This is a genomic window from Mogibacterium neglectum (assembly GCF_030644205.1).
GTDB lineage: Bacteria > Bacillota > Clostridia > Peptostreptococcales > Anaerovoracaceae > Mogibacterium > Mogibacterium neglectum.
In genome coordinates, this window is the sequence record NZ_CP128647.1 from 1317263 (window position 1) to 1338895 (window position 21633).

15 protein-coding genes are annotated in these 21633 nt (G+C 41.6%); 2 read left to right on the plus strand and 13 right to left on the minus strand.

The genetic code is table 11. The features are described from left to right. Window positions 1-210: 210 nt before the first annotated feature. From QU661_RS06150 to QU661_RS06185, 8 genes are all read right to left on the minus strand, one after another. On the minus strand, window positions 211-2190 hold the full coding sequence (locus tag QU661_RS06150) for a fructose-1,6-bisphosphatase (protein WP_304989375.1): 1980 nt from the start codon (window positions 2188-2190) through the stop codon (window positions 211-213). After that, window positions 2183-3466, minus strand: coding sequence for a UDP-N-acetylglucosamine 1-carboxyvinyltransferase (gene murA, locus QU661_RS06155; RefSeq protein WP_304989376.1), 1284 nt, complete (start codon window positions 3464-3466; stop codon window positions 2183-2185). Before murA ends, QU661_RS06150 begins: the two co-directional genes overlap by 8 nt. 69 nt (window positions 3467-3535) lie before the next feature. Continuing rightward, window positions 3536-3934, minus strand: coding sequence for a DUF948 domain-containing protein (locus QU661_RS06160; RefSeq protein WP_304989377.1), 399 nt, complete (start codon window positions 3932-3934; stop codon window positions 3536-3538). Between the two features lie 122 nt (window positions 3935-4056). Next, the gene (locus tag QU661_RS06165) at window positions 4057-4803 is read right to left on the minus strand and encodes a tRNA1(Val) (adenine(37)-N6)-methyltransferase (protein WP_304989378.1); all 747 of its coding nucleotides are present in this window, start codon (window positions 4801-4803) and stop codon (window positions 4057-4059) included. A gap of 42 nt (window positions 4804-4845) precedes the next feature. Beyond that, complete coding sequence (locus QU661_RS06170) at window positions 4846-5763, minus strand: PSP1 domain-containing protein (protein WP_304989379.1); 918 nt, start codon at window positions 5761-5763, stop codon at window positions 4846-4848. A gap of 59 nt (window positions 5764-5822) precedes the next feature. Continuing rightward, entirely contained in the window at window positions 5823-6584 is a 762-nt protein-coding gene (locus QU661_RS06175; protein WP_304989380.1) for a hypothetical protein, read from the minus strand. Between the two features lie 82 nt (window positions 6585-6666). Further along, complete coding sequence (tmk, locus tag QU661_RS06180; protein ID WP_304989381.1) at window positions 6667-7278, minus strand: dTMP kinase; 612 nt, start codon at window positions 7276-7278, stop codon at window positions 6667-6669. An 11-nt stretch (window positions 7279-7289) separates the two neighbouring features. Then, window positions 7290-7514 carry a hypothetical protein gene (locus QU661_RS06185; RefSeq protein WP_304989382.1) on the minus strand — a complete coding sequence of 75 codons (225 nt, stop codon included), beginning with the start codon at window positions 7512-7514 and terminating at the stop codon, window positions 7290-7292. Window positions 7515-7763: 249 nt separating this feature from the next. Here QU661_RS06185 and QU661_RS06190 point away from each other — a divergent pair, with 249 nt between their 5' ends. Both QU661_RS06190 and QU661_RS06195 read left to right on the plus strand, forming a co-directional pair. After that, entirely contained in the window at window positions 7764-9440 is a 1677-nt protein-coding gene (locus QU661_RS06190; protein WP_304989383.1) for a glutamate--tRNA ligase, read from the plus strand. A gap of 1 nt (window position 9441) precedes the next feature. Continuing rightward, on the plus strand, window positions 9442-10347 hold the full coding sequence (locus tag QU661_RS06195) for a nucleotidyltransferase family protein (protein WP_304989384.1): 906 nt from the start codon (window positions 9442-9444) through the stop codon (window positions 10345-10347). A 444-nt stretch (window positions 10348-10791) separates the two neighbouring features. Here QU661_RS06195 and QU661_RS06200 read toward each other — a convergent pair whose 3' ends face one another. From QU661_RS06200 to msrA, 5 genes are all read right to left on the minus strand, one after another. Continuing rightward, complete coding sequence (locus QU661_RS06200; RefSeq protein ID WP_304989385.1) at window positions 10792-16395, minus strand: GbpC/Spa domain-containing protein; 5604 nt, start codon at window positions 16393-16395, stop codon at window positions 10792-10794. A gap of 280 nt (window positions 16396-16675) precedes the next feature. Further along, window positions 16676-18106 carry a CCA tRNA nucleotidyltransferase gene (locus QU661_RS06205; protein WP_304989386.1) on the minus strand — a complete coding sequence of 477 codons (1431 nt, stop codon included), beginning with the start codon at window positions 18104-18106 and terminating at the stop codon, window positions 16676-16678. An 11-nt stretch (window positions 18107-18117) separates the two neighbouring features. Next, window positions 18118-19842, minus strand: a complete 1725-nt coding sequence (gene ade, locus QU661_RS06210; protein WP_304989387.1) for an adenine deaminase — start codon at window positions 19840-19842, stop codon at window positions 18118-18120. Between the two features lie 280 nt (window positions 19843-20122). Next, on the minus strand, window positions 20123-20482 hold the full coding sequence (locus QU661_RS06215; RefSeq protein WP_106057281.1) for an arsenate reductase family protein: 360 nt from the start codon (window positions 20480-20482) through the stop codon (window positions 20123-20125). A gap of 14 nt (window positions 20483-20496) precedes the next feature. Then, window positions 20497-21480: a peptide-methionine (S)-S-oxide reductase MsrA gene (msrA, locus tag QU661_RS06220; protein WP_304989388.1), complete on the minus strand. Its 984-nt coding sequence runs from the start codon at window positions 21478-21480 to the stop codon at window positions 20497-20499. Between the last annotated feature and the right edge of the window lie 153 nt (window positions 21481-21633).

Genomic DNA, 21633 nt, shown 5'->3' on the forward strand with positions numbered 1-21633 from the left:
AATCATAGTAGCACCTTCTTTCTATTGTTAGTATTTATGACACTTACATGCAGTGCAATTGTCTGGTTACCGGAAAGACATTTATCCAACTTGGGTAGCTTCTAAGCAGTATTCATACCGCTTGGCATATCATCTATAATTTCAAGATTAATATACATTCCTGTTGAATATCATCTAGTTATAGAAGGGGGTTTCCTCTATTGATGTCATCTAGTTCTTGGAGTAGTATTTCCCCCTCTTCGGATAAACCTCCTTGATTGTTCCCTTGCGGAACTCAGCATTTAACTGCTGAAGGTCATCTATCTGAGACTGCAGCACCTTCCCTATATCTGTATCTATAATCAGCATACGCTCAGGGAGTGTGTGGGTCGTTACAATGTTAGGGCTTTTAAATTCCTGTGTACCATCTGGCTGGAGCGGGTGATATGGTTCGTGTTCCGATAACGCCATAAACCATGAGTTAAATATAAACGTATATCCAGCAATTCCAGTAGTTTTCTGGTAAGCCTTTGAGATACCACCGTCGATAACTATAAGTTTCCCTTCACCTTTAATCGGACTTTCTCCGTCCTTGATTTTAACTGGAACATGTCCATTTAGAATAATTCCCTTCGATGGATCAAGATCGAAGTCACGTATAATCTTGATGCAGATGTCCTTATTCTTAATCAGCTTATAATATGGAACCGTATGCTCCTTGTGCGTGGATTTATCCGCAATAAAGAGTCTCTCAAATGTAGTCATCTTATCCTTACCAAATAGCGGTGAATCCGGACCTAGCCATAGGTACCACATTAGATTTGCAGCATCTGCCTTATCGAGCTCGCATCTAGGATTAAAATACACCTCTCTTAGTTCCTGATCGAGTTGCCTCATGAGATCTGCCCCATGGTTGGTCTTGCCAGCTATTGTCACTTCCATGAAGTCGCCATCCTCCGTAAATGGGATGCATCCATGGAACAACAGATTGCCATTGTATGTGGTAAAAAGAGCGCCATGCGTATACAGAAAGTTAATATGTTCTTGTAGCTTTTTAGAGTTAGCTATAGACGCCTCAAGCGCCACCATCACCTCTTCCTCTTCAGGACTTAGCTTGTATGGATCTGATGAGTCAATAGTCGGAAGGTTCGTATCCTTAATTGGATAAATTTCTCCGTAACAATTAACCGTTCCGTCCTCAAAATTGATTTTATCGAGCATCAATCTGTGGTCCAGCTTGAACTCAGGATGGTTCATTATTGTCTGACCTTCAACCTTGAACTGGATAATCGCAATCATCTTGTGCATCTTAGCCGCAAGCTCCTCAGGGATTGGATCAAATCTATTCTTTTCGAGTACATGAGGCATAAATCCTGTGCACGGATCATCCCCATAAATCTGCTGTGCGCGTGTTGCTAGTGGACGTAGATTAATACCATATCCATACTCCAGCATATCGAAATTGTTGTAGCTAACGTTCATGCGAATGATATTTGCAATGCATGGTCTATTTCCGCACGCTGCTCCCATCCACACAACATCGTGATTTCCCCACTGAATATCAATACTGCGCCTGGACATGAGGAAGTCCATAATCCTATGAGGTTTAGGCCCCCTATCAAAGATATCACCGATGATATGCAGATGATCGACTGCTAGTTCGCTTATCGTGTTAGCAATTTCTGTGATTAGCGTCTTGGCAATTTTAAATTCGATTACAGAATCGATGATTTCTTGATAATACTTCTGTCTGTTATCATCGTCATCAGCAAACATCAGCTCATCCATAATATAACCAGTATTATCAGGCAGAATCCTTCTAACCTTAGACCTAGTATACTTATTAGATACTGCTCTGCATATGATTATCAATCTATAAATAGCAGAAGAGCACCAAGCATTAAAATCGGCTTCATTGACCTCTCTTCTCTTAAGTTCATTTATCGGATCGTATATGAGCGCCGCTAATTGCTCTCTATCTGTTGCGCTAAGAATCGCCCCAAAGTTCTCATCGATTTTCATCTTAATAGTACCTGATGCACTGCGCACAAAATATTGGAACGCATCGTATTCACCGTGAAGATCGCTTAAAAAATACTCTGTACCCTTTGGCAGGGCTAGAATCGCTCTAAGGTTAACAATTTCTGCATTGACAGAACGATGATTCGGATATTTCTGAGCTAGCATCTCAAGATACTTGTTGTTAGACATCGTGTTCCTCCACTCTCATGAGGTCTGCACCCAGACTCTTGAATTTTCCAACAAAATCCTCATATCCTCTTTCGATATGATAGATTTCACTCACTTCAGTAGTTCCAGTTGCTACCAAGCCTGCAAGCACCATTGCCGCACCTGCACGAAGGTCTGTCGACCTAACCTTTGCTCCGTGAAGCTGCTTACTTCCAGGAATCGTCGCCTCCCTGCTGTTATCTGCAGAGATATCAGCTCCCATACGGTTAAGTTCAACTACATGCATGAAGCGGTTTTCAAAAACTGTCTCTCTAACCACGCTGGTTCCTTCGACGGTAGTCAGAAACGCCATGAACGGTGATTGAATATCTGTCGGAAATCCTGGGTATGGCAGAGTTTTGATATCAGTCGCAACGAGATTTCCCGTAGTTGCATCTACGAGTACGCCCTCTTCATCGACAGTTACCGAAACTCCGCATTCCTTCAGCTTTGCTATTATCGGTCTTACATGACCGGGTATACCATTTTTAATGAGAACTTTTCCTCTAGTGATAGCTGCAGCTAGCATAAATGTTCCACATTCTATTCTATCTGGAATCACGGTGTGAATCGCACCTGAAAGTTCATCTACTCCCGTGATGCGTATAGTGTCTGTACCTGCCCCTTTAATCTTCGCTCCCATCTTGTTGAGCATATTCGCTAAATCAACAATCTCAGGTTCCTTGGCAGCATTCTCTAGAATAGTAGGTCCCTTGGCAAGCGCTGCTGCCATCAATATATTCTCTGTCGCGCCAACACTAGGAAAATCGAGGTAAATAGCATCACCAACCAAACCACCTTTCGGTGCTTCAATTATGATGCTCGAATTCTCTAGGTCCTCCGTCACAGTTGCTCCAAGAGCTTTAAATCCCTTGAGATGAAGATCGATAGGTCTCTTTCCTATTGTGCATCCTCCAGGAAGTGGCATCACAACCTTGCCACATCTTGCAAGCAGAGGACCCATGGCCATTGTAGATGCCCTCATCTGAGACACGAGCTCAGCATCTCCTTCAACCGTGGTAATCTCAGCCACATTAACCGATAGTCTACCTGGATCAGACATATATACGACAGCCCCAAAGCTCTCGAGCATCTTTCGCATAACCATTACATCCGACAGGTCTGGGACATCATCGATCACACATGTGTCTGGTGTCAACAGAGTTGCTGCCATGAGAGGCAGAACTGCATTCTTTGCTCCGCTAATTTTAACCTCTCCTTCTAAGGGTCCGCTGTTGTTAACTAATATCTTTGCCACTGGAAACTCTCCTTGATAAATAGATATAGAGATGCTGAAAGCACCTCTTAAATAATTGCCTTATGTACGTTATCTGCGCTTTCTCTTACGAATCCTATTAGGACGCTCGTAATTCATTTCGTCCATCTCGTACCTATTCGCACGCTTCTTCGACTTTCTACTGAATGACTTGAGTGCACCAGCAGCAGTTCCTACATTTCCCGCAGTCCTGATAATAGAGCGGTTTTCATTTATTTTATTGCCCACACTCACAAACATATCAATCGCATGGTCAATCTGTTCATCGACCTGCTCCGTTCTAGCTGCTGCAATTGTAGTCATCCTCTTGGTATCGGCGAGCAACTCATCCACGTTTCTAAGCGTGTCAGCAAATTTGATAGCCAATCTAATCAAGAAAATTATGAGTATAAACAGTGCGATCAGCACTAGTAAGATTGTCGCTTGTTTGATATCTAATGAGACTCTCATCATTCCCTCCTTCTACTCTTTAGTCAGTATATAAATTATATCTTAGGCATATTGTATGTTCAATCTTATAAATACATGATATATCAGATATGTGTTGGTATTATCTGTCTTGCATACTAGGTCTACATATATATGCGTTTGATCAGTTCTGTATAGCCACTGCCATCGGAATTGTAGACGGCAATCTCTGGCAGCATCTTAAGATCAGGCTTTGCACCTGCTACTGCATGAATAAGAACTAGGTTTGCTGGTGCTGAGCTGCTCGGCACGACGAGCTGCAACTCCTTAGGCTCCAGTGATGCTGCTCGCAAGGCTTGGCTGATGTCCGGTAGTCGCGATGGTCTATGAATCATATAGAAGTCGCCTCCAGACTTCAAAATCCGACTTCCACACTTTGCAAATTCAGCGATTCCAGCCGTGGTCTCATGACGCGCAATAAACTTTGCGCTATCTTCATTTGGAATCCCAGCCCCACGTCTAAAGTAAGGCGGGTTGGTAACAACAGCATCGAAAGTCTCATCGTATCCATCAAGTTGAGAAATATCCGTAAGCACGAAGTTTATTCTGTCTTCAAGCTCATTCATCTCACGCCCACGTACTGCTCTTTCAAGCGAAATCGGATTTCTTTCAAATCCTACAATTTCAGACATAGGAAGCTTATGTGCAAGTACAAACGGGATTATCCCATTCCCTGTACCGAGGTCAGCTACACGCATCTTGAGCCTGCTCTTGATAGGTTTAGCACCGGTTTCACCACTGGCAAAAGCCGCTAGCAAAACCGCGTCAATCCCGTAGCTAAATCCATCTCCTTGCACTACTTTAAATCCGCCCATACCTATATCGTCGATTCGATCTAGTTTTCTTTGCATATATCTCCGATCCTCATCACTCGAAACATCAATGCGTCTAAATTAGTCGCGTGTTAGCTCTTTAATCTCTTTCAGAGTCTCCTCATCGAGATCTCCTAAGTCATCACTTTTATTATGATGGTGCTTCTTATCTATACGCTTAATTTCTTTTTTGAAATAGATATTGTAATCAGGACCTAGCGTATCCTCTCCAGTTTCTTTATCCTCGACAATCAGCCTAGCTGTGACACTTCCGTTAAATAAATCAACGTTTACAACCTTGGCTATGCCGTCAGGAGTTTCTATGTGTTCTCCCTCGTTAGGCATCCCCTTGCGGAGTTCTTTATATGTCTTGTTTTCAAAGTTCAAGCAGCACATAAGCCTACCACAAGTTCCAGATATCTTAGATGGATTGAGGGACAGATTCTGCTGCTTGGCCATCTTGATTGAAACCGGCTGAAAATCATTTAACCACTTGCTGCAGCAAAGCGGTCTACCGCAAATCCCTATGCCACCGAGCATCTTCGCTTCGTCTCGAACTCCAATCTGGCGAAGTTCTATTCTCATCTTAAACTGAGAAGCAAGGTCCTTTACAAGTCCTCTAAAATCAATTCTTCCATCTGCCGAGAAGTAGAATATAACCTTTGTACCGTCTATAGTAAATTCTGCATCCACAAGTTTCATGTCCAGCTTATGCTGTAAAATTTTCTCTTCGCAGACCTTCATCGCACCGTCGCGCTTAGCCAGATTATCCTTGTATCTCTGAATATCTTTCTTCGTTGCCTTGCGCTCTACACCCTTTAATGGCGCAACAAGCTCACTCTCATCGATCTCGCAGTTTGCTATTGAAATATGACCTAGTTCCATACCTCTAGCCGTCTCCACTATCACTAGCTCGCCTAGCTCGTAGCTAACACCTGCAGGATCGAAGTAATATGTCTTGTTGGCTTTCATAAAGCCTACACCTATAATTTCTATCATATATAAATTTCCCTTCTTATCTATTAAAAACCGAATATGTACATTCGGAGAGTTTCTAACTACCTTTTATTTATGTTATTTCTGTTCAGAAATAATGAGTTCAGCGCATATTCTGGGTTCATGCCACGCTTTATATTTATTCTTGTCTCTTCGATCTGATCTATCATCTGGATTATATTCCCAGCATTCTTATTTAGCCCCTCTCCGCCTATTAGCGTTTCGTGCAAATCCCTCTCCAGCACATCTAGAAACTTAAATGCCTCCTCATTACTTTTAAAATTTTTTCTGATGACTTCACGGATTTTAAAAAAATAGGTATTACCAAACCACTCTTTCATCAGAAGATCAATGCTGTCTGAATTTACAGTATCGATAGTTTGTTCATGCATTCTCAGCTCAACACACCTGGATTTTACAGTGGGTAGTAGCGACTCCTTGTTGTCCGTAGCCAGGATGATGACCGTGCCAGGATATGGTTCCTCTAAGGTTTTGAGCAGCTTATTTTGAACTATCTCGCTAAGTCTCTCAGCATTATCAATAATCCCGACATTATGCTCTCCATACGGTCTCATGCCGAGTCTTTCTATCATGGCGGCTGCGTCAGATGTCTTGTAAGTTTCCTTACCGCTCTGGTTCATAAAGAAAAGGTCCTCATGTGTACCGCTACTCACTCTTATGCAAGCTGGACAATTCCCACATGCATTTCCAGATAAGTCTGTATTAGGGCAAATGATATCTTTTGCAAAGTTTTTGATATAAGCATCTCGCTCTTCGCCACTTCTTCCCTCTATGATGTATGCATGTGCATATTCCCGTGCCATATAACTCCCATATCCTCCGATGTCTGCGAATAAATCCAGTCATCCATCTCGTCATCTTTCTCTCTGTACATGTAGCTATTATTTACAATGCCTCGAGCTTAGAATAAATGTCTTCTTTTATCTCATCTATCGTCTTACTCGCATCAATCCTAACTACTCGCTCAGGGTACTTATCGCAAAGCGCCTTGTAACCTTCATAAACGCGGTAGTGAAAGTCGAGCTTCTGCTGCTCAAGTCTGTCTCTAACGTCTTTACCGATTCTAGCTCTACCAACCTCAGGATCTAAGTCCATGAAGAAAGTGATATTCGGTTCAAGTCCACCTGTCGCATATCTATTCACCTCCGAAACCTGATTACCTAGATTCCTTCCGTAGCCTTGATATGCAATGCTTGAATCGACAAATCTATCGCAAATTACGACTGCATCTCTCTCGAGCGCGGGTCTTATCTTCTCTGCAACATGCTGCGCCCTAGCTGCTGCATATATGAACATCTCCGTAATGTCGTCCATCTCAGCGTTCGCGTTATCTAAAACGATGCTGCGGAGCTTCTCGCTAATCAACGTTCCACCGGGCTCTCGGGAAACTACGACTTCTCTGCGTTTATTGGCAAAATAAGACTTAATATTTTCAACCTGTGTGCTTTTACCAGAGCCATCCGGCCCTTCAAGTGTAATAAAAATCCCCTTTGGCATCTAGCCACCACCTATCTATGCGTATTTCTACCTGATTGCTCTATTGGGTCTGGAATGTGAATTGTGAATCCTTCCTTTCGAGCTTTCTTTCGTTCCTCTATCTTGCGCTTCTCTGCAGCTTGCCTAGCCTGCTTCTTACCCTTTACAGTGTCAAAATAATCTACAAACAGGTAAATACCTAAGACACCCATGGGTATAGTCAGTAGCAGCGCCAATATGTATTTGAACAATATCATACGGGCTTTCCTCCCACACTTTTCGTATCATAATTTCACATTTATACAGAGTGTATTATACCATAAGATTAAGAAAGATACAGTTTTCATGAAACGTCTTTTTCCCAAAATCAATATTATCTATAAATTATTTTCTCAAACAACTTATATGTACCAGAAGTTAAGGATATATACTCACTGCCCTACACCTGATGGCATTAATATGGTAAACTAAATAAGCTAATTAGATTTAAACGCAGGAGGATTAATATGAATTCAATTGAACTCAGCGAACTCATCTATCCTGAGATTGCAAACAATACTGACTACGAGGCCATATACCCTAAGCGTGATCTCCCTAAGGGCGCTAAGGTTACCAGACTTGGTCCAAGCCCTACAGGATTTATACATTTGGGAAATCTATATGGTGCATTTGTAGACGAAAGACTCGCTCATCAGAGCGACGGCGTCTTCTACCTCAGAATTGAGGATACCGATGATAAGAGATTTGTCGAAAATGCTGTAGAAACAATCATCTCTTCTCTCGCATTCTTCGGAATCAAATTTGACGAAGGTGTTACTGAACATGGAGACATCGGTAACTACGGCGATTATACGCAGAGCCATCGCGGAGAAATCTATAGATTCTACGCCAAGAGGTTGATCGCTGAAGGCAAAGCATACCCTTGTTTCCTTACAGAAGAAGAAATCAGTGAGATTAGAAAAAAGCAAGAAAAGGAAAAGATTGCTCCTGGAATCTATGCAGGATGGTCGAAATATAGGGATTGGAATAAGGATCCTGATATTGAAAAACTTGTAACCACGCATATCGCGGCTGGCGACCCATTTGTAATAAGATTAAAGTCAGACGGTACCCCTAACGCTACCGGCGAGGATATCAAGAGAAATAAAGTCGTTGATGGAATAAGAGGCACTCTTGATGTGCCGGAAAATTTTCAAGATGTCGTAATAATTAAGACCACAGGTATTCCGACTTATCATTTTGCACACGCTGTTGATGACCATTTAATGAGAACTACCCACGTCATACGCGGTGAAGAATGGCTGCCTTCACTGCCTATTCACGTCGAGCTATTTAACAAGCTCGGGTTTGAGCTTCCAGTATACTGTCATACAGCTCAGCTGATGAAAATAGGAGAAGATGGCAACAAGAGGAAGCTATCTAAACGTAAGGATCCTGAGCTCTCACTGGATTATTATAGAGATCAGGGGTATCATCCTGCAGCAGTAAGAGAATATCTGCTCACTATTTTGAACTCCAACTACGAGGAGTGGCGCATGGAGAATCCCGAGGTAGATATCGATGAATTCAAATTCACCACTGAGAAGATGAGTAACTCTGGTGCACTTTTTGACCTTGATAAGCTTAACGACGTGAGCAAAGAGACTATGCTGCACATTCCTGCTCCTGAGATTGCAGAATTTCTAAAGGCTTGGTCCCTAGAATTTGCGCCTGAGTACGGTTACGTATTCGATGATATGAATCTACTAGTAAAAATTCTCGATATCGGAAGAGATGAGAAGAAACCTCGCAAGGACCTCGTGTACGCAAGACAGATTATGGAGTTCATCAGCTATTTCTATGATCAGAGCTTCAAAGTTGTTGACGGAATCCCTGTCGAGGCCGAGGCCGATAAGGCTCAAATTCTTGAATCTTACTTATCGTCTTATAATCACGCTGATACACAGGAAGAGTGGTTCAATAAGATAAGAGAAATTGCAACTACCCTAGGATATGCTGCAAAGCCTAAGGACTATAAAAAGAATCCAGAGGATTTCAAAGGACACGTAGGACACGTAAGCACAGTTATCAGGCTAGCTCTCGTTGGTCGTACACAGTCGCCTGACGTATGGGCAATCCAGCAGATTATGGGTGAAGATATGGTCAGATCCAGAATCAACCGAATGATAGAAGAGGAGAAATAAAATGGAACCAATTCTAGTAATCATGGCTGCCGGAATGGGGAGTCGCTACGGAGGTCCTAAGCAGATCGACCCAATTACGTCTGAGGGTGATATCATCATGGATTTCTCCCTCTACGACGCATATCAGGCAGGCTTTAGAAGAGTTGCTTTTATCATCAAGAAGGATTTCGAAGAAGCTTTTAAGGCTCACATCGAGGGGAGAGCTGGAAAGCTGTTTGAAACTCACTATGCGATTCAGGACATTCATGATCTGCCAGAAAACTATTCTGTTCCAGAAGGCAGAATTAAGCCTTGGGGTACTGGTCACGCTGTCCTTGCATCAAGAGATTATATCGATGCACCTTTCGCTGTTATTAACGCAGATGACTACTATGGTCAGGAAGCATTTGAGAAGATATATAAATTCCTCAGCGAATCCGCTGATGCTACTCATCACTGCATGGTCGGCTTCAAGATTGAGAATACACTCTCTGCAAATGGTTCAGTTGCTCGCGGACTCTGTGAGGTTACAGATGGATATTTATCAGATATCGAAGAGCATTCGGATGTTATGCGTGAGGCAGACGGTGTAATACGAGCTACTAACTCCAAAGGGGTGCGCCATGATGTACCTGATGGTCACTCAGTGTCCATGAATCTATGGGGATTTGGCGCAGAATTCCTTGGAGTTATGAAGGATGGTTTCCCTGCTGCACTCGATAGAATTATGGAGGAAAATCCGCTAAAAGGAGAGTATTTCCTTCCTTACTGCATCGACAGAGAGGTTAAAGCTGACAGGGCCACTGTTAAAGTTCTTCAGTCAAGCGATAAGTGGTTTGGGGTTACCTATAAAGAGGATAAAGATGAGGTTGCTGCAAAGTTTGCTGAGATGAAGACCGACGGAAAGTATCCAAAAATTCTCTGGTAATTATGCACTACTATTATCATCCTATAATGCTATTTCTAATGGATATATGACCCTAATGAACCTTTAAATTCATAGAGTTTCCGATGATTTTACCAAATACTTTTGTCCTATAACCCTTGATTCGCCTCGTTTTCACCCGGTGAATCCACTGCTAAAACCAGGCCCTAAAATTTACCCCTAAAAAACTTTGATGACCCGACCCTTAAAAGAGTTGGTTGTTACATTCAAAATGTGGTGCAATACGCAAGTTTCGCACCACATTTTTTTCTTACCACCGATATTGGCAAAACGTCATTTCCGCTTGAACACCGAAAAAGTTATAGGCCCGTTATAGGCTCAAAAGTTTATAGGCCCAATATAACCGCAAAAGAGGGAATCCGATTAACGAATTCCCTCCTTTTGCTAAAGGATAATCAATCTAAAATTAATCATCTTCATTAGACACTAATGTCTTTTTCTCCTGATAGTAACAGTACCTCCAAGACCTCCAAGAGATGCAAGTAGAAGAATTGCGAATGGAATGATGTTATTATCATCACCAGTTTTAGGCTTACGAGTGCCTGGAACTGTTTTCTTAGGTGTCGGATTCTTGACAACGTTAGTGTCAGAATCGTTAAAACCATCTCTAACGGTGGCTTTATTAATTACCATCACTTCATATGCATCTTTGTTCACTTGTACAGTAAATGTTACCTTATAGGTTTTTCCAGCCGCTACCTTTTTCGTCCATGTTACCTTTCCATCAGCAAATACACCATCATTATCCGCAGATACGAATGTTGTGTATGTCGGTATATTATCTGTAATGGTTACATCACGTTCCGATCCGGTTGTATTCTTATAAGTAATCGAATAGGTCAATTTCTGCCCTGGTTCAACTGTTTTACCATCAATATTGGTCGTTGTACCATACTTGAATACTTCCTTCTTTGGTTCGGTTGGTGTTGGGTTATGAGTTTCATTTGTTTTGTACTCATTTACTCCATCATTAACCTTAGCTACGTTGTCGATAGGTGCTCCGTTAACATCCTTATCAACCTTTACAGTGAATTTAACTTTTACACTCTGATCTTTTGCTACGGCAACATTCCACTTAACAGTTCCGCCGGATTCTGTTCCACCATTTTCTGCTGATACAAACTTGGTGTGTGCAGGAATCTTATCTGTAATTGTAGCGTTTACATCCTCGCCGGTTGTGTTCTTGTAAGTAATCTCATATGTGAGTTCTTCCCCACCTTTTACAGGCTTTCCATCAATATTAGTTGTTGTTCCGCCTTTGAACACTTCCTTCTTTGGTTCAGTTGGTGTTGGATTATGAGTTTCATTAGTTTTGTACTCATTAGTTCCGTCGTTAACTTTAGCTACGTTATCAATAGGTGCTCCGTTAACATCCTTATCTACCTTTACAGTAAATTTTACTGTTACGCTCTTATCCTTTGCTACAGCAACGTTCCACTTAACAGTTCCACCGGATTCTGTTCCGCCGTTTTCTGCTGATACAAACTTGGTGTGTGCAGGTATCTTATCTGTGATTGTAGCATTTACATCTTTACCGGTCGTGTTCTTGTAGGTAATTGCATATGTTAGTTCCTGTTCAGGTTCTACACGTTTGCCATCTATCTTGGTTGTTGTACCACCCTTGAACACTTCCTTCTTTGGCTCGGTTGGTGTTGGATTATGAGTCTCATTAGTTTTGTACTCATTTGTTCCGTCATTAACCTTAGCTACGTTATCGATAGGTGCTCCGTTAACATCCTTATCTACCTTTACAGTAAACTTAACTGTTACACTCTTGCCTTTCTCAACATTAGCTGTCCAAGTTACTACACCGCCAGACTCTGTTCCGCCATTCTCTGCTGATACAAACTTGGTGTGTTCAGGAATCTTATCTGTAATTGTAGCGTTTACATCCTTTCCGGTCGTGTTCTTATAGGTAATTGCATATGTGAGTTCCTGTTCAGGTTCTACACGCTTACCATCAATATTGGTTGTTGTACCACCCTTGAACACTTCCTTCTTTGGCTCGGTGCCGGTAGGGTTGTGAGTTTCATTAGTATCTGACTCGTTTACTCCATCCTTTACATGAGAGATGTTGTCAACAGGGTTACCGTTTACGTCGTCATTTACTTTCACCCTAAAGCTTACTGTCAAAGACTTTCCATTTTCCACTTCCTTGACCCATGTTATGGTGCCATTTGATTCTGCTCCGGAATTATCTGCCGATACAAATGTTGTGTACTTTGGAATCTTGTCCGTGATAGTTACCGTCTGTTTAATTCCAGTAGTATTCTTGTAGGTAATCTCGTAACGCAGTTCTTGTCCTGCCTTTACAAGCTTGCCATTGATACTGGTTGTATCAGAACCCTTAAATACATCTTTCTTTGGCTCGGTTGGTGTTTGGTTATGAGTCTCATTTGTTTTGTACTCATTTGTTCCATCATTAACCTTAGCTACGTTATCAATAGGTGCTCCGTTAACATCCTTATCTACCTTTACGGTAAACTTAACTGTTTTGCTTTCACCCTTTGGTACAGCAACATTCCATGTAACAGTTCCGCCAGATTCTGTTCCGCCATTCTCTGCCGATACAAACTTGGTGTGTTTAGGCAGCTTATCTGTGATTGTAGCGTTTACATCCTTACCGGTCGTGTTCTTGTAAGTGATCTCGTATGTGAGTTCTTCTTCTGGCTGTACTACCTTGCCATCTATCTTGGTTGTTGTACCACCCTTGAACACTTCCTTCTTTGGCTCGGTTGGTGTTTGGTTATGAGTCTCATTAGTTTTGTACTCATTTACTCCATCATTAACCTTAGCTACGTTATCAATTGGCGCTCCGTTAACATCCTTATCTACCTTTACAGTGAATTTTACTGTTTTGCTTTCACCCTTTGGTACAGCAACATTCCATGTAACAGTTCCGCCGGATTCTGTTCCGCCATTCTCTGCCGATACAAACTTGGTGTGAGCAGGGATCTTATCTGTAATTGTAGCATTTACATCCTTACCAGTCGTGTTCTTATAGGTAATTGCATATGTTAGTTCCTGTTCAGGTTCTACACGCTTACCATCTATATTAGTTGTTGTTCCGCCTTTGAACACTTCTTTCTTTGGTTCGGTGCCGGTAGGGTTATGAGTTTCATTTGTTTTGTACTCATTTACTCCGTCATTAACCTTAGCTACGTTATCGATAGGTGCTCCGTTAACATCCTTATCCACCTTTACAGTGAATTTAACTGTTGCGCTCTTATCCTTTGGTACAGCAACATTCCATGTAACAGTTCCGCCAGATTCTGTTCCGCCATTCTCTGCCGATACAAACTTGGTGTGTTTAGGCAGCTTATCTGTGATTGTAGCGTTTACATCCTTACCGGTCGTGTTCTTGTAAGTGATCTCGTATGTGAGTTCTTCTTCAGGCTGTACTAACTTACCATCTATCTTGGTTGTTGTTCCGCCTTTGAACACTTCCTTCTTTGGTTCAGTTGGTGTTGGATTATGAGTTTCATTAGTTTTGTACTCATTTACTCCGTCGTTAACCTTAGCTACGTTATCGATAGGTGCTCCGTTAACATCCTTATCTACCTTTACGGTAAACTTAACTGTTACGCTCTTATCCTTTGCTACAGCAACATTCCACTTAACAGTTCCGCCGGACTCTGTTCCACCATTTTCTGCTGATACAAATGTGGTGTGTGCAGGTATCTTATCTGTGATTGTAGCGTTTACATCCTTGCCAGTTGTGTTCTTGTAAGTAATCTCATATGTGAGTTCTTCTTCTGGCTGTACTACCTTACCGTCTATCTTGGTTGTTGTTCCGCCTTTGAACACTTCTTTCTTCGGTTCGGTGCCGGTAGGGTTATGAGTTTCATTAGTTTTGTACTCATTAGTTCCGTCGTTAACCTTAGCTACGTTATCGATAGGTGCTCCGTTAACATTCTTATCTACCTTTACAGTAAACTTAACTGTTACGCTCTGATCTTTTGCTACAGTAACATTCCACTTAACAGTTCCACCGGACTCTGTTCCACCATTCTCTGCTGATACAAATGTGGTGTGTTCAGGTATCTTATCTGTGATTGTAGCGTTTACGTCCTTACCTGTTGTGTTCTTGTAAGTGATCTCGTATGTGAGTTCTTCTTCTGGCTGTACTACCTTACCATCTATCTTAGTTGTTGTACCGCCCTTGAATACTTCTTTCTTTGGCTCGGTTGGGGTATGTACCTTTACCGGTTTTGACTTAACCGAATACTCATTATTGATAGTTAATTTGAAATCGTTTTTATAAGTTGTTCCTTCCTTTGTAACCGTTCCAGTTATTACAGGTGCAGAGATATTCACTTCAGCATTCAAATCTGCATTTATCGTGTTTAGATAATCTGATTTTGCACTAAATTTGATCTCATTAGCATCTTTATCATAAGCAACATCATAATTAGGACTCGCTTGCTTTGTTCCCGCTAGATCCAGCTTATATCCTTCCGGTAGCTTATCGGTAAACACAAGTGAATCAATTTTCTCATGACCTGCAGGCAAATCAGCCACACTCAAAATAAATTTCACAACAGAGTCTTTAAGAACTGTATTGTTATTTATATCAGAATTATTATCATCAGTTACTTTTTTCTCAACAGCAGGCTGGTAATATAATATATCATAATGATAATTCGCCTGTATGTTAGGGCACTGTGGTTCTTCAGGTGGTGTAGGCTTTACAGGTTCCACCGGCTTATTTGGAACACCAATTGCCCTAATATCCGAGTTAAGCGCAAACCAAACAACACCTCTTTTGCTTGCACCTATATTTAGCTCTACATTTGCACTTTTTGCTTTTCCAACTATAGCACCATACCATGTAGGTTTGCCGCCTTCACTTTTAGTATCGTCCCATTCACTAACTGAAAATCTTGAACCGTTAGCTTTGTGTTCATTGTCAGTACTTGAATAAGCTCCGCCATCACGTTGAACTTTTATAGATGAGCCGGAAATATAGATATATTCGCCATTAAAGCTTAAAACTTTTTCCACCATAAGCTTTCCAACAGCCGAAGGTGCATTATAGATTGTACCTTTACCGTTATTCAAGGATGAAAAACTTAGTAAGGCACCTGTCATATCTATTTTCTGACCTTTTTCATCATAGAAGTTTGCCTTCAAATTGATACTTGATTCTCCATAGAAATTAATATACCAGATTGTGACAGTTGGATCTTTTTGAATCAATACCGGCATATAATCAACTCCATATATCCCAGTATATTTTAGTGTATATGTATATTCTACTTTAGAAATCTTCTTTCCGTTGAAATAAGAGTTTTTCAAATTTGTATATTCTACTTTAAGAGGTTCTCCTTTAAAAAGAACAGTTCTTACTTCATTAGAATTTGCACTTCTATTAATATAGCTAAAATCATTAGTACCTTGCGTTTCGTCAGTACCTAGTCTCCTTCTAATATTCGAATTGTAGAAGCTTTGCCACTCATATTGTGAATAAACTTTCCCTCCACTAACAAAACGCATACTTGCATTAGGTTCACTTTTAAATTGAAGGAGTTGAGCTGCCGGCTCACTTAAATATCCATCCGTTTGTTTCTTTTTTTCAAGTTCTTCCATTGCCTTGTTGTATTTGATCATATCATCATCATACTTTTTCTTAGCAATGTTGTATTCTTCTATTTTTTTATCATACTCTTTCTTAGCAATCTCATAAGCCTTCTTTTGCTCATTACATTTAGCGATTGCTTCCTTAGCTTTTTCCAACTCCCTTATCTGCTGCTGATAATCCGCCTTGATTTCATCTATCTTAGCGTCAACTTCAGCCTTGGATTTGGCTACGCCTTTATCAACGTCCTGTGTTTTCTTCACAGGTACTCCGGCGTCCTTTGCTGATTGTACGGCATTATCCAATTCCGTCCTATCCACTTTAGTTTCAATCCCCTTTGTGGAATCTGCAGCAAAAGCCTGCAGCGTAGGTGCCATCGTGTTAAACATCAGTAAACCCGACAACCCAACTGTAAACAGTTTTCGGATTACCGCTTTCAGTTTCGCTTTCATAATTGTTCTCCCTTCTGTGTTTTATTTCGTTCATCATTATAGTTTGAAGTTTTATATTTGATTAAAAACGCAAACTATAGATAAATGCCTTTTTATAGACTTGAAAGCAAAGCATGTAATAAAACTATATCATTGTGACCATATCATAAACAGCAACATAATACTACCTTAATTTTATAAACAACTACATAATAAAACTATATACTGATTGATGCATTTAATATGTCACCGATTTTTTGTATATCTGCTAAATGCCAAGTTCTTGTGTGCGACTCTTTCGTTATAAAGCTTTATTAATATTTTTCACAGATAACTTCCTTGCGTATGATAAAGTCTGCTTGAGAGCACTATCCTTTGGAATCCCTGCAAGCCTTAGTTTATGTGCATAGTCGAGAATTTCTTTGAAATTTTCTCCTGGCTCTATTCCATTATCAATCAAATCTTTTCCGGTGACATATGGTTTAGACATTGTCTCCTTATATACCTGAAGCCTGTCAAAAAGGAAGTTTACACGTTTCTGTTCTTTCTCCTTTTCCATCTCTTTGTATGATTCTGATAGTTCCTTGTCTGTTTCATCAAGAGTCATATTATATAATAGTTTCGGTTTATCACATATGGCAAAGTAGATAAGATCGACTGGAGCTAAAACATCATCAAACATGTGATTTGTTTTCTTTATAGACGACCTTGCTTCAGCTACTATATTAGGTCTCATATGATTCGGAATCATGTTCCTAATGTACCTTTTCATATAACTATCATGACTAATGCGGTCCAGAAATCGCTCCGCGATTTCTGCTCCTTGTATCTCGTGACCGTACGCGTGAATTGCACCATTTACGAATTCAGTCGTCGTAATCTTACCGAAATCATGAGTGAGAGCCAGCAGCATAAACGCGTATGGGTCACTCACGCAAGATCGGAAATGGGCAGCTCTATCCAGCACCATCATAGAGTGAGTCCAGACATCACCTTCGGGATGGAATTTCGGATTCTGCTCCAGTCCAATCAGCTGCTCGAGTTCCTGGAACCAGTATCTGAGCTGTCCCATTTCCCTCAGGCATTCAAAAAATTCGGATGGACGGTGGGATTCCAGGAGCGCCTTCTTCATCTCCATCTCGACGCGCTCGGCCGACAGCTCTCTGAGGTCGAGCGCCCTGCAGATTGAAATCGTGGAAGGCGCAATCTGGAATCCGAATCTGGATCTGAATTGGGCAGCACGGAGGGCGCGGAGTGGATCCTCACCGAATGTCTTATCATCGATATGGCGGATAATTCGGTTTCTGATATCCTCCACGCCACCATAAGGATCAGTGATTTCACCGCTCAGAATATCCTTCAGTAACGCATTCATTGTAAAATCACGCCTCCGTGCTGCCTCTTTGATTCCGATAAACGGATTGATTTCAATCTCAAAGTCACGATGACCAGCTCCAGATTTTCGTTCTGAGCGTGGAAGAGCAACATCTATCTGATGACCAGCAAGCGAGTATACACCAAAAGCTGAACCAAATCGTAACGGTTTTCCAAGTTCCTTTAGCACCTCTTCCAAAACTGTCTCATAGATTCCATGCACTTCAACATCTACGTCCTTAATCGGACGCCTCATAACCTCGTCACGAACTGCTCCACCTACTAAGTATGCACGTCCTCCCAGTTCTGCTACCCTGACGGCTAACTTTTCAATTATTTCTTTATCTATCTTATTCATCTGTCAATTTCTTATACGTAGCTCTGACTCTCAACGTCAAACACACCGCGTGTAGTAAGTCTCAACTTTGGAATAACAGGCAGGCTCATGAAGGATAGTGTCATAAAAGGATCTATCAGCTTACTAACCCCAAGTTCAAAAGCCTTCACCTTTGCATCCTCAAGATTCTTATTCACATCAACTAACGGAGCCTCGCTCATAAGACCGGCAATTTCCAGCTTTACGTCTCCGATGCATTTACCGCCGTCAAATACCGTGATTCCTCCGTTATTCTCCGCAATATGATTAACTGCGGCAGCCATATCCTCATCATTGGTTCCGACAACAATTATGTTATGTGAATCGTGCGATATGCTAGTAGCAACTGCACCGCTTCTCAGCCCGTATCCTTTTATATATCCGATTCCGATATGTCCCGTATAGTTATGTCTCTCTACTACAGCGATTTTGAGGATGTCTTCGGCAACATTCACACCAGTTGCATATCCCTCGTCTGTAGTCATTAGTTCACCTACAACGATGCCAAGCACACCCCTTGGTCTGTCTATCTTGAATGCTTCAGGTGTGAGCCTGTCAACCTTAAATGTACTATGTGCCCTCTGCGCAAGGAACTCATCTACAGAAGGAGCTATGAATTCCTTAAGTTTTCCCTCGCTGAACATCAGCTTGCCCTTTTTATAAACTTGCTCAATTGTAAATTCTTCAAAATCATTAATTATTACGAAATCAGCAAGATATCCGAGCGCAATCGCGCCACGATTATTCAATCTGAAATACCTGGCTGCGTTGGTGCTTGCAACCTTAATTGCCAGTATCGGATCTGCTCCCATCGAAATAGCTTTCTTAATTATATAGTCTATGTGTCCTTTCTCCAGTAGGTCAGACGGATGCTTATCATCCGTGCAGAACATACATCTATCTGCGTATTTATCTGTCAAAAGCGGCATCAGAGCCTCCAGGTTATGAGCTGCTGTACCCTCTCTAATCATAATCACCTGTCCAAGTTCGAGCTTATCTATAGCCTCACAAGCCGTAGCACACTCATGGTCGGAATAAACTCCAGCAGCGACATATGCATTTAGCTCCTTCCCCTTCACCCCTGGTGCATGTCCATCTATCTTCTTGTGGTGTGCCTGTGCAGCAACGATCTTCTCCACAGCCTGTTCATCTGCAGAGACTGTACCGACGTAATTCATCATCTCTGCGAGTCCCTGCACTCTAGGATGTTCGTAGAAACTATCAATCGCCCTGTAATCGAGCATTGCACCAGACTCGTCAAGAGGAGTCGCAGGAACGCATGACGGGAGCATAAAACGCACATCAATCGGCAGCCCTTCGGTAGCCTGGAGCATGTATTCGATTCCGTCTGTACCCATTACATTTGCAATCTCATGCGGGTCAGTAACCACAGTAGTCGTGCCATGTGGGAGTACTGCTCTCACAAATTCAGCAGGTGTAACCAGAGAGCTCTCGAGATGGATATGGGCATCGAGAAATCCCGGGCATACTATCTTACCCGTCACATCCACTTCCTTTTCTCCATCATATTCGCCTATTCCAACAATTAATCCATTCGTAACTGCAATGTCAGCATTTCGTAGTTCACCTGAGAATACGCTCACATATGTTGCATTCTTAAGAACCAAATCCGCTTTACATTTTCCTGCAGCAGCTCTTATAACTTTCTGTTTACGCTGCAATTTGCGATTGATTTTACCTGTGTAGCTTTCAGACATTTGAGAACCCCTTTACCTGCACCACTATAAATTAATATATTGTATCATATTTTAATGAATCTCTACTGCAAGAAGAGATATAAATATTATACGAGTTGCAATAGTGCTACTTTTACAACTCGCTTAAATTCATATTTCTATATGATGACTTATTGAAATTAACTTTTCTTATGAGGTTTTATTTACAATCAGTCAACTAAATTTTAAATTTCGTGCATACAAAAAGAGCCCAGTCGGGCTCTTTTCTCTAAGCGTATATGTGCTCTCAAATTTTCTCTTATTAACCTAACAGCTTCTCTTCCCAGTCCTTCTCTCTGAAGCCACCGAGCACGAAGTCATCACCAACGACTAGCGGTCTCTTTACAAGCATCCCATTAGATGCTAGAACCTCGAGCTGCTCATCTTCGCTCATCGCATCTAGCTTATCCTTGAGTTCCATTTCTCTATAGAGCATTCCGCTTGTGTTAAAGAACTTTCTCACCGGCTTGTCACTTCTAGACAGCCAGTCCCTTAGCTCTTCTTTAGTCGGATTATTTTCAACTATATGTCTGTCATCGTAAGCGACACCATTGTCATCAAGCCACTTCTTAGCCTTCTTGCATGTGCTGCATTTTGGATACTCATTAAATAGAACTTTCATAGTCATCCTCCTTCTTACTTTACAAGTTCAATCAGGTCGCCATAACCTGCCTCTAGCATGTCTTCAACTGGTATAAATTTTAGAGCTACTGAATTGATGCAGTATCTCATGCCGCCATCTTCTGTTGGTCCATCCTGAAATACGTGTCCCAGATGAGAATTTGCACCCTTACTTCTAACTTCTACGCGCTCCATACCGAATGTAGTGTCTCGCAGATAGACAACATGTTCCTCACTTATAGGTCTTGTAAATGCAGGCCATCCACAGCCAGAGTTGAATTTATCCGTTGATACGAACAGCGGTTCACCTCTCACGACGTCTACATAGATGCCCTTTTCAAAGAAGTCATCGTATTCACCAGAAAATGCTCTCTCTGTCCCTGACTTTCTAACGACGTTATACGCCTGTGGTCCGATGCGGTAGAATAGTTCCTCCTCAGTCTCATCTGATGGATAGAGATCATCCTTTATTTCCTGACCAGCCTCTCTAGCTTCTGCAGCAAATAGAGCTCTAACTTCTTCGATCTCATAGTTTGTAATGTGACAGTATCCACCTGGGTTCTTATCGAGATAGTCCTGATGGTAATCCTCGGCAGCATAGAATGAACCAAGTGACTCTAGTTCTACGTAGAACTCTTCATTAATATCTCTCTGCTGTCCGAATACCTTCTCTAATATCGGCAAATCCTGCTCATCCTCGTAATATACTCCAGTCTGGTATTGTGTTCCGATATCCGGTCCTTGTCTATTCTGAACAGTTGGATCGATGACCATAAAGAAAGCATGCGTTAACTTCTCGAGCGATAGTCTCTCAGGATTATATGCGACTTTAACAGTCTCCCTATGGCCAGTATCACCTCTGCAAACCTGCTCATACGAAGGGTTCTCAACTCTTCCATTCGCATACCCAACAGTCGTCTCTATAACTCCTGGTATCTCCTTGAAAACCCTCTCTGTGCCCCAGAAGCAACCACCAGCAAAATATATATTCTTACTCATTGTTATTCTCCTTATCGGCGAAAGCACATAATCTATTCCATATAGCTGAATCCATCATACAGCTTGTGTACAATTTAATTATATACATTACAGCCATTTTTTCAATGCTTTATTTAAAGAAAAAAGGCAGCCCTCGGGCTGCCCTCTAATGGG

Coding starts and splice junctions, on each gene's coding strand:
- QU661_RS06195 (WP_304989384.1), top strand. CDS start 9,442: ATGGAACCAATTCTAGTAATCATGGCTGCCGGAATGGGGAGTCGCTAC.
- tmk (WP_304989381.1), bottom strand. CDS start 7,278: ATGCCAAAGGGGATTTTTATTACACTTGAAGGGCCGGATGGCTCTGGT.
- QU661_RS06200 (WP_304989385.1), bottom strand. CDS start 16,395: ATGAAAGCGAAACTGAAAGCGGTAATCCGAAAACTGTTTACAGTTGGG.
- QU661_RS06170 (WP_304989379.1), bottom strand. CDS start 5,763: ATGATAGAAATTATAGGTGTAGGCTTTATGAAAGCCAACAAGACATAT.
- QU661_RS06165 (WP_304989378.1), bottom strand. CDS start 4,803: ATGCAAAGAAAACTAGATCGAATCGACGATATAGGTATGGGCGGATTT.
- msrA (WP_304989388.1), bottom strand. CDS start 21,480: ATGAGTAAGAATATATATTTTGCTGGTGGTTGCTTCTGGGGCACAGAG.
- QU661_RS06160 (WP_304989377.1), bottom strand. CDS start 3,934: ATGAGAGTCTCATTAGATATCAAACAAGCGACAATCTTACTAGTGCTG.
- QU661_RS06190 (WP_304989383.1), top strand. CDS start 7,764: ATGAATTCAATTGAACTCAGCGAACTCATCTATCCTGAGATTGCAAAC.
- QU661_RS06150 (WP_304989375.1), bottom strand. CDS start 2,190: ATGTCTAACAACAAGTATCTTGAGATGCTAGCTCAGAAATATCCGAAT.
- QU661_RS06175 (WP_304989380.1), bottom strand. CDS start 6,584: ATGGCACGGGAATATGCACATGCATACATCATAGAGGGAAGAAGTGGC.
- QU661_RS06215 (WP_106057281.1), bottom strand. CDS start 20,482: ATGAAAGTTCTATTTAATGAGTATCCAAAATGCAGCACATGCAAGAAG.
- QU661_RS06205 (WP_304989386.1), bottom strand. CDS start 18,106: ATGAATAAGATAGATAAAGAAATAATTGAAAAGTTAGCCGTCAGGGTA.
- QU661_RS06185 (WP_304989382.1), bottom strand. CDS start 7,514: ATGATATTGTTCAAATACATATTGGCGCTGCTACTGACTATACCCATG.
- ade (WP_304989387.1), bottom strand. CDS start 19,842: ATGTCTGAAAGCTACACAGGTAAAATCAATCGCAAATTGCAGCGTAAA.